We start from the raw sequence: 8,506 nt of genomic DNA, 5'->3' as shown, positions 1-8,506 counted from the left end.
GACTGCGCGGAACCCGAGCGCCTCGCTCGCTTCTGGTGTGAGGTGCTGGGGTACGTCGTACCGCCGCCACCGGAGGGGTTCACCACCTGGGACGATTTCAACCGCACCCTGCCTCCTGAGGAGCGGGGGTCATGGTTCGCCTGCAGTGATCCCTCAGGCGTGGGCCCGCGCCTGTACTTCCAGCGCGTCCCCGAAGGCAAGGTCGTCAAGAATCGGGTGCATCTCGACGTCAGGGCCGGCACCGGGCTCGTGGGGGACGAGCGCCTCGCCACACTCGAAGCCGAGTGCGCACGACTGGTCGCACTCGGTGCGACGCATGTGCAAACGCTGTACGCGGACGAGGAAAACGAGTCGTGCATCCCGATGCTGGACATCGAGGGCAACGAGTTCTGTATCGACTGAACATTCTTCGAGCGAGGGTGGTGGGGGAGCCACCCCCTTCGGGCCTCTCCGGTCTCGCCGCCGCGTCAGACGGAGGATGGCTCAGCGCAGGTCGAGCAGCAGGGCGTCGTACAGCGGTGAGTCCGTGGCCGGCTTCAGTTCGCCGACTTTGCGGTAACCCCAGCTCTCGTACAGCGCGCGGACCTTGGGGTGGGTCTGCTCCACGGTCAGTGCGGCGCGTTCTTCCGGGCGCCGGGCCATCAGCTCGTCGTGGATGCCACGGGCGATGCCCTGCCCGCGCCAGGGTGCGCGCAGCATGATCTCGAAGAGTCCGAAGGTGCGGGAACCGTCCTCGCGGATCAGTTCGGGGTCCATCGGGGTCTGTACGCCGTTCCACCAGCCGCCGCGCCTGACAGTGCTTCCGTAGGCGTAACCGACCGGATCGCCGTTCACCTCGCCGAGGACGCAGGTCCAGCCGGGCGCGGACACGTGGCCGGTCAGTCGCTGGTCGAAGCGCTCCACGGAGAAGAAGGGGTCGGCGGCGATCTCCTTGGCGTAGACCTCGGCGTACACGTCCAGCAGTGTCTGCCGGATCCGGGGCAGGTGGGACTGTTGGTAGGTGCTGAGCGTGAGTACGTCTGTCATGCCGTTGCCTCCCGGTAGTGATCCGCGAACTCTGTGGCTCCCGGCCACGGGACGGCCGAACGCCTGTTCAGCCGTTCGGCACCGCGTCGGGCGGAGCGTGGTTCAGCGCAGGTCGAGAACCATGGCGTCGTATCGGGGCGAGTCCTCGAAGGGCTGCATCTGGCCGGCCTTCCGATAGCCCCAACTCTCGTAGAGTGCGCGCACCTTGGGGTGTTCGCTGTCCACCAGCAGGGAGGCGCGTTGTTCGGGGCGCCGACCCATGAGTTCGTCGTGAATGCCCCGGGCGATGCCCTTCCCCCGCCACGGACTGAGGACCATGATCTCGCAGAGGCCGAAGGTGCCGTCTTCGCCGTAGTCCCGTACGGAAGGGGTGACGGGATCGAGGATCTCGCGCCACTCCCGGACGCTGTCGAGCCGCCCGTACGCGAAGCCGACCGGCTCGCCCTCGACGTCCCCGACGACGCATGCCCAACTGGACCCCGACGCGTGACCGGAGAGCCGCTCCTCGAAGCGCTGCACGGAGTGGAAAGGATCCGCCGCGTCCCCGCTGTACACGTCGGCGTACACGTCCAGCAGTGTCGAGCGGATCAGCGGCAGGTGCTCGCGCTGGTAGTGGCTGAGCGAGAGTACGTCGAGCGTCATGTTGTCGCCTCCCGGTAGTGGTCTGCGAAGTCCTGGCCTCCGCGCGGAGCCCAGGTGAGCACGTCGTTGTGGAACCGGGCCAGGTGTTCGCCCCAACGCGGGCTGCGCACCTCGCGGACCAGCCCGAGAGCGTCTTGTCCCGCTTCGAGTGCGCCATCGACTTCACCAGCCGCGAGGAGGTTCCGGGCCAGGCTGACGTGGGTGGCGAACGCGTTCCGGCGGAACTCGTCCGGCGCCAGCAGTGCCAGCGCTTCCCGATCGGCCTGAGCTGCCCGCTTGTAGTCGCCCAGGTGGTAAAAGCACAGCGCCGCCTGCGCCGCCACTTCATCGGGACCGCAGAACATCAACCATGCGGGCGCCTCATCGTTCGCCCCGTCGAGGTTCTGTTCCGCACGGTGCAGGGAGTGCCCGGATCGGCCCTTCTCCCCGTTCACGGCGTGACCGAGAGCGACCCGGGTGTGCAGCAGCGTGGACAGACGCGGATCACGTCTCCCCCGAGTGGCATCGAGGGCAGCACGGGCGACCGTGACCGCTTCGGCGCCGTGGCCGAGGTCGACCGCCAGGCGGGAAAGGCTCGCCCAGATTCGCGCCTGAAGCATCGGGTCCCGGGCCAGCAGGGCGTAGCGCAACGCCATGTCCCAATAGCGGCGCGCCTGGTCATGCCAGGTGCAGTCGTACGCCAGCCAGCCCGCCCTCGCGCACATCTCGCCGAGCGCCTGATGCAGTTGAGTCTGGACTCGGCCGCTGTAGACACAGTGCCGTACGGCTTGCTCCACGTGCTCGACGTAACGTCCTGCGGCGGCAGACAATTGAGCGCTTCCGTGCTGACGCTCGAACCGCATCAGATAGCCCTCGGCCTCGCGGATGCGGGCAACGTCGTTCATACCCAGACGCCCCGACTCCGGAAGCGCGGGAAGAGCGAGAAGCGTGCCGAGACCGAGAACGAACTTGCGGCGGAGCACGGGCGGTTCCTGAGGCGATGCGGGCACTGGCATTCGAACCGTAACCCCGGCCGGGCCCGTAACGGGAGACCGGAACCCGATCTCCTCGGCGGGCCGCCCGAACACCGCTTCCAGCGAGCGACGGGCACGGCTTCGCGGCCATGTGGTTTTTCCGCTGAGCCAGTAACCGACAAGGCGGGCAGCGCAGTTGCCGGGGTGTCCCGATAACCGCTCGATCTCGTTGTTCACCACCTCCGCGAGACCTTCGCGTGTGAACCCGTACTCGGCCATGAGCCGCCGGAGCGTGTGGTTCGGCTGGAGTTGGCTGTCCATCGGCTCCCCTCCACGCCTCTCCATCGGAGATCTCAGCGTAACCAGGCGATGACGATTCGTGAGCCGGTGGCGGAGTTTCCCTCTCCTGTGAAGTCATCCGCGCCGAAGTTGCCTTTCGCGAAGGGCTGCCAGGAGACGACGGTATGGGACATCAAAGTCCCCGGCGCCGCCGTCCCGGCCCGGGGCGTGGCCGACCGGAACGGAGCCGATGTGCCCCTCAAAACCCTCAACGCCCCCGCGTCGAAGGGCGACCCGCGCTCGGCGGAGCCTCGTACGTCGCCGCAGATGTGGGCCGCGATCCTCGCCGGGGCGCGTCGGCGCCGGGCGCCGTGGCTGTGGCCACCCCCCGCCCCGCCCGCATTCGCCGCGTACATGGACCCGGGTGGCCTCGTACGGACCTACGTACTCCAGGACTGGGAACGTCAACCCGCTCAGCGAGCGCGGCAGTTCGCGGCGGTGGTCCGATGAGCGGCGACCGGGTCGGGGCGGCCCCGCGAAAGGCCGAGGACCCCACACTGCGCGCCTACCGCCTCTGGTTCGAGCACACCCGTAAGTGCGACGACTGCAAGCGGGTGCGTCAGGCCTCCGCCGGCTGCGAGGACGGGCGGGCCCTGTGGGGCACGTACCGGCTGGCGTGCGTCGGACACTCCGCGATGGACGGGACAAGCACGACGACCGAGACGCCGAGGGAGCCCTCATGATCTGGAACGCCGAGCGCGTCCCCGGACGGCCACTGCACCGTACCGACGACGACCGGCTGGTCCTCCCCCTGCGTCTGACCCGCAGCGGCGAGCACCCGGCCGACGCCCAACTGCCCCTCTCCCTCGCCGAGGCCGAGCACCTCCACGCCGCCCTCTGCCGAGCCCTCGACACCCACCCGGCACCACCCTCCGGGCCGGACTGCCGCCGGTCCGTCCAGACGTCACCGGGCACGGCGCGTGTCGTGGGGTGGGCGTAGAGGCGTAGATCCATGTCTGCACCCCGCATACGTGCCCGCGCATGACCGACGACTGCGAAGTCGATCCTCCCTCGGGAGGATCGGCGGAGTCGGCGGGGGCTCGGCGGATCGCTTCCCGTCCCCCGGCCCCGGCCGCGCGGCCGGGCGGCAGCATCGTGTAGCCGCATGCGCCTGAGGGGAGGAAAAATCGCCGGTATGGCACCGCAGCCCTTCTCCAGTTCCTCGCCCTCTGCGGCCGACGTGCTGCGAGCGCGCTACGCGGACCGGCTTCCCGATTCCGTCGAGGACCTCATCGGTCCCGCACACGGCAAGGTCCCCCTGCCTCTCCATATCGCCTGGTCGGGCCTGCGCAGCTACGACCTGGACCGGCCCCGGCAGCGCATGAGCCTGTACCGCACCGTCCTGGCCGAAGGGCAGCGGGACGATCTGGTGACCTTTCTCCACCGCGATCTGCTGATCGAGCAGTGGCCCGTTCTGCGCACCCTCGTCAGCCGTCACATCCGCACCGTGTGGGAGGAGACGTTCCCTGAACTCATGCGGCGACATCGGCCACCGGCGGATTCAACCGGGTGAAGCCCTCCTGGCGTTGGTACGGGAAGTAGGGGTACGGCGCTGTTCTGGTGCTTGCTTTGTCGAGTTTCGCCAGCTGGTCCGGGGTTAGGGTCCAGCCGACTGCGCCCAGGTTCTGGCGGAGTTGTTCCTCGTTGCGGGCGCCGATGATTACCGAGGAGACCGTCGGGCGTTGCAGCAGCCAGTTGATGGCTATCTGTGGGATCGCCTTGCCCGTCTCCTGCGCTATCTCGTCCAGGGCGTCGACCACACCGTAGAGGTGTTCGTTCTCGACCGGTGGGCCGTAGTCCGCAGTGCTGTGCAGGCGGCTGCCCGCCGGCAGGGGGGTGTTCCGGCGGACCTTGCCGGTGAGGCGTCCCCAGCCCAGTGGGCTCCAGACCAGGGCTCCGAGGCCCTGGTCCAGGCCGAGCGGCATCAGCTCCCATTCGTAGTCGCGGCCGATGAGGGAGTAGTAGACCTGGTGTGCGACGTAGCGCGGGTGGCCGTATCTCTCCGCTATCGACAGGGACTTCATCGCCTGCCAGCCGGAGAAGTTGGAGATGCCTACGTAGCGGACCTTCCCGGCTCGTACGAGATCGTCGAGCGTCGACAGGACCTCCTCGATCGGCGTGCCCGCGTCGAAGGCGTGCAGTTGGAACAGGTCCAGGTGGTCGGTGCCGAGCCTGCGCAGCGCGTCCTCGCACGCGGTGATCAGACGTGAGCGTGAGGAGCCCGCGTCGCCCGGGCCGTCGCCCATCGGCAGGCTGGTCTTGGTGGACAGGATGACCTGATCCCTGCGGCCCTTGATCGCCTCGCCGAGCACCTCCTCCGAGGCGCCACCCGAGTAGACGTCCGCCGTGTCGAACATCGTGATCCCCGCGTCCAGGCAGATGTCCACGAGGCGCCGCGCCTCTCGTGCGTCGGTGTTGCCCCACGCGCCGAACAACGGGCCCCGGCCGCCGAACGTGCCCGCGCCGAAGCTCAGTACCGGGACCTTGAGCCCGGACGCGCCCAGCCTCCTGTATTCCATGGCCATGGCTGTTCTCCTCTCCCCACGCAGCCCAGCTAATGGGTCTGTAGTTCCGTTAGCGGCTGGCAGTAATGTATCAAGCAGTCGCCCTTAATGAAACTGGAGTCCCTTTATGGAGTCTGTGAGTCCTGCGAGTGCTGATCCTGGGACCGTCCGCCCCGGCGGGCGTACGGCGCGGGTGCGGGCCGCGGTGCTGCGCGTGGCCGGGGACATCCTGGCCGAGCAGGGCTTCGCCCATCTGGACCTAGCCGACGTCGCACGCCGCGCCGAGGTCGGGCGGACCACCGTCTACCGGCGCTGGGGAACCGTGACCGGCCTGGTCGCCGACCTGCTGCTGGACATGGCCGAGCAGTCGCTGCCGCGCACCGAGACCGGCTCACTGCTCGGCGACCTCAAGGCCAACGCCCGGCTCGTGCAGAGCACCCTGGCCGATCCCCGGCAGGGACCGCTGTTCAAGGCGGTGATCGCCGCCGCCACCTGCGAGGCGAAGACGGCCGAGGCCCTTCACCACTTCTACGACACCCGCGTCCAGGAGTGGGCACCCTGCGTCCAGCAGGCTGTCGACCGGGGCGAGTTGCCCGTGGGCACCGATGCCCAAGAGGTGGTCCGGGCCGTTTCCGCCCCTCTCTACTATCGGCTGCTGACTACCGGCGACCCCCTCGACGTAGCCGCCGCCGACCAGGCCGCCGAGGCCGCCGCAGCCGCCGCACGGGCAGGCGCGTACGTACGTACGGCACAGCCTGAGTAAATGTCACCGCCGCGGCCGCAAAGAAGCCGTGCGCCCCGGGGACACACTCACCCGGGGCGCACGGCCGTTCACAAGGGCCCTCTGTGGGCTCTACTGGGGCTGTTCGCCCCGCTGTTGCGGAATCAGCACCGTCCCCGTCACCGTCGCCGTCGGTGCTGGTGACCGGCCGCCCGCCTGCCCGTAGCCGTCGGACCCGCGCTCGTGCTCGTACTCCTGCTCGTACTCCTGTACCGGCATGTCGTCGCGCAGCAGGTTCTCGGGGATGAAGACGGCCGCTGTGGCGCCGCCGTTCGGGGAGTTGCGGAGTTCTACGCGCAGGCCCTGGCGGACCGCCACGCGGTTCACCACGAACAGGCCGATCTGCTTGGCGTCGAGGAGATCGACCTTCTCCGACTGGAGCTTGCGGTTGGCTTCGGCCATGGCGTCCTCGTTCATGCCGAAGCCGCTGTCCTCGATCTCGATGACCAGGCCGTCGCGCATCCGGGCCGCCCGCAACTGCACCTTGCTGCTCGGTGGGGAGAACGAGGCCGCGTTCTCGACGAGTTCGGCCAGGAGGTGGATGACGTCGGCCACCGTGCCGCCGTTCAGCGACACGCGCGGGACCGCCCAGATCTGCACCCGGTTCGTGTCCTCGATCTCGGCGACCGCCGCGCGCAGGGTGTCCGCCAGCGGGATCGGGTCCCGCCAGCCACGGCCGGGGGCGATGCCGGACAGGATGAGGAGGCTCTCGGAGTGGCGGCGCATCCGGGTGGCGAGGTACTCGACGCGGTACAGGTCGTGCAGCTCGGCGGGGTCGCGCGGGCGGCGTTCCAGTTGGTCGAGGATGTCGAGCTGGCGGTGCAGCAGCACCTGGCTACGGCGGGCGAGGCTGACGTACACGCCGGAGATGCCGCTGAGGAGTTCGGCGCGCTCGGAGGCCGCCTTCAGCGCAGCCCGCTGTACGGCCGTCAACGCGGTGCCCACCTGGGCGAGTTCGTCTCCGGCGAGGCGGCGCAGCGGGGCCTCGGCGTCGATGTCGACGCCCTGCCCGGCGTGCAGGCGCCGCATGGCCTGCGGGAGGCGGCGGCCGGCGACTTCGAGGGCCGAGTTGCGCAGGTCGAGAAGCTCCACGATCAGGCCGCGGCCGACCGACACGGAGACCAGGAGCGACAGCAACACGCCCACCAGGCCGAGGAGTACGGCGATTCCGGAGGCGCCGAGGGTGTCCCAGCCGAACGGGTTCGCCTTGGCGGCGGCGGCCGTACCGGCCTCGGTCTCCGCCTTGGCGAGTGACTTCAGTACCGTGCCCGACGCGTGGTCCCAGTCCTTCAACAGGCCGTCGGACACCGCCGATTCACCGGGGCCCGCACCTCGTACGCGGTTCTCGGACGCCGTCAGCCGATCGTAACTACCGCTCCGCAGAAGCTCGTTGTACGCCTTCCGGTGCTCGGCGCGGAGATCGGCGACCGCCGGCTTCAGCAGGTCGCGCTGGACGGCGACCGCGCCGACGAACAGCGCGTACTGCTCGGCGGTGAGTTTTCCGGCCGCGCCGGCCGCCGCGAGGAGCGCCTGCTCCTGGGCCAACGCCTCGCGGGCACGGGCGAGTTCGAGGACGACACGGGGCTCGGAGGCGATGGGCGTGCCCTTCGCCCCGGTGAGTCCGCCGATCACGGCGAAGGCGTCCTCGACCATGCCGGTGTACCCCGCGTACGCGGTCTGCGCCGCCTGCGCGGTCTGCGCCGTCTGCGCGGTCTGCGCGGTCCGGGTCGTCCGCTCGGTCCGGGTCTCGTTCTTGCCCTTGCCGCCGCTCTTCGATGTGCGCAGCGCGGTCAGGCCCTTGGCGTCCGCGGTGAGTCTGTCGAGGCGCTCGGGCAGTACGGAGTTGAGGAGTTCGGCGTCCGAGCTGGCGGAGTTGATGCCGCTCAGCAGGGCTTCGGTGGCCCTGTCGGTGGCCACCTCGGTCCGGGTCAGGACGTCCGGGTCGCCGGATTCCGGGGTGCCGGCGTAGCGGGCGGCGACGGTGCGCTCGGTCTGGATCGCGGTGACGAAGTCGGCCAGCGGGGCGAGCAGTTCGGAGTTGACGTCCTTGGCCCGCTCGGCGCCACCGATGGTGGACGCGGTGGTGACCGCCGCGAAGCTCCACAGTGCCATCAGGGAGACGACGGGCAGCATCAGCAGGGCGACGATCTTCGCGCGGACGGATCTGGGGCGCAGTCGTTCGGAGGTGCGGGCCATACGCATGGGGAACCTCGTTGTTCTTCTTGGTTTCAGCCCGTTGGGGGTCCCCCTCTGGGGGAGTG

Annotated in this window: 11 protein-coding genes; 6 read left to right on the top strand and 5 right to left on the bottom strand. The window is 69.4% G+C overall.

All coding sequences use genetic code 11. From position 1 onward, the window contains the following. A partial coding sequence (locus tag AOK08_RS37520) for a VOC family protein (RefSeq protein ID WP_055534438.1) occupies positions 1 to 402 on the top strand: 402 nt, incomplete at its 5' end. 81 nt (positions 403 to 483) lie between these two features. On the opposite strand, the gene AOK08_RS37515 is transcribed toward AOK08_RS37520, so the two are convergent. The 3 genes from AOK08_RS37515 to AOK08_RS37505 all read right to left on the bottom strand — a co-directional run bounded on the left by AOK08_RS37515 (position 484) and on the right by AOK08_RS37505 (position 2,942). Beyond that, positions 484 to 1,026: a GNAT family N-acetyltransferase gene (locus AOK08_RS37515; RefSeq protein ID WP_055534433.1), complete on the bottom strand. Its 543-nt coding sequence runs from the start codon at positions 1,024 to 1,026 to the stop codon at positions 484 to 486. A gap of 102 nt (positions 1,027 to 1,128) precedes the next feature. Continuing rightward, positions 1,129 to 1,668 (bottom strand): GNAT family N-acetyltransferase, encoded by a 540-nt coding sequence (locus AOK08_RS37510; protein ID WP_055534431.1) that lies wholly within the window; start codon positions 1,666 to 1,668, stop codon positions 1,129 to 1,131. Further along, the gene (locus AOK08_RS37505) at positions 1,665 to 2,942 is read right to left on the bottom strand and encodes an NsdA family TPR-like regulatory protein (protein WP_157876963.1); all 1,278 of its coding nucleotides are present in this window, start codon (positions 2,940 to 2,942) and stop codon (positions 1,665 to 1,667) included. Before AOK08_RS37505 ends, AOK08_RS37510 begins: the two co-directional genes overlap by 4 nt. 48 nt (positions 2,943 to 2,990) lie before the next feature. Here AOK08_RS37505 and AOK08_RS45265 point away from each other — a divergent pair, with 48 nt between their 5' ends. The 4 genes from AOK08_RS45265 (at position 2,991) to AOK08_RS37485 (ending at position 4,473) form a co-directional block, all read left to right on the top strand. Then, the gene (locus AOK08_RS45265; RefSeq protein ID WP_157876962.1) at positions 2,991 to 3,410 is read left to right on the top strand and encodes a hypothetical protein; all 420 of its coding nucleotides are present in this window, start codon (positions 2,991 to 2,993) and stop codon (positions 3,408 to 3,410) included. Further along, positions 3,407 to 3,643 carry a hypothetical protein gene (locus AOK08_RS37495; protein ID WP_055534426.1) on the top strand — a complete coding sequence of 79 codons (237 nt, stop codon included), beginning with the start codon at positions 3,407 to 3,409 and terminating at the stop codon, positions 3,641 to 3,643. The genes AOK08_RS45265 and AOK08_RS37495 overlap by 4 nt, the downstream gene beginning before the upstream one ends. After that, complete coding sequence (locus AOK08_RS37490; protein ID WP_055534425.1) at positions 3,640 to 3,900, top strand: hypothetical protein; 261 nt, start codon at positions 3,640 to 3,642, stop codon at positions 3,898 to 3,900. Before AOK08_RS37495 ends, AOK08_RS37490 begins: the two co-directional genes overlap by 4 nt. Before the next feature lie 195 nt (positions 3,901 to 4,095). Then, on the top strand, positions 4,096 to 4,473 hold the full coding sequence (locus tag AOK08_RS37485; RefSeq protein WP_055534424.1) for a hypothetical protein: 378 nt from the start codon (positions 4,096 to 4,098) through the stop codon (positions 4,471 to 4,473). Here AOK08_RS37485 and AOK08_RS37480 read toward each other — a convergent pair. Further along, the gene (locus AOK08_RS37480) at positions 4,433 to 5,479 is read right to left on the bottom strand and encodes an aldo/keto reductase (RefSeq protein WP_055534435.1); all 1,047 of its coding nucleotides are present in this window, start codon (positions 5,477 to 5,479) and stop codon (positions 4,433 to 4,435) included. The genes AOK08_RS37485 and AOK08_RS37480 overlap by 41 nt on opposite strands. A 112-nt stretch (positions 5,480 to 5,591) precedes the next feature. Between AOK08_RS37480 and AOK08_RS37475 the strand changes: the two genes are divergently transcribed. After that, positions 5,592 to 6,227, top strand: coding sequence for a TetR/AcrR family transcriptional regulator (locus AOK08_RS37475; protein WP_055534422.1), 636 nt, complete (start codon positions 5,592 to 5,594; stop codon positions 6,225 to 6,227). Positions 6,228 to 6,317: 90 nt separating this feature from the next. Here AOK08_RS37475 and AOK08_RS37470 read toward each other — a convergent pair whose 3' ends face one another. Further along, positions 6,318 to 8,441 (bottom strand): sensor histidine kinase, encoded by a 2,124-nt coding sequence (locus AOK08_RS37470; RefSeq protein WP_241827264.1) that lies wholly within the window; start codon positions 8,439 to 8,441, stop codon positions 6,318 to 6,320. Positions 8,442 to 8,506 lie beyond the last annotated feature (65 nt).

Origin of the sequence: Streptomyces graminilatus, from assembly GCF_001418565.1 — a bacterium.
Lineage (GTDB): Bacteria > Actinomycetota > Actinomycetes > Streptomycetales > Streptomycetaceae > Streptomyces > Streptomyces graminilatus.
This window is presented reverse-complemented; position numbering and strand designations above follow the sequence as displayed.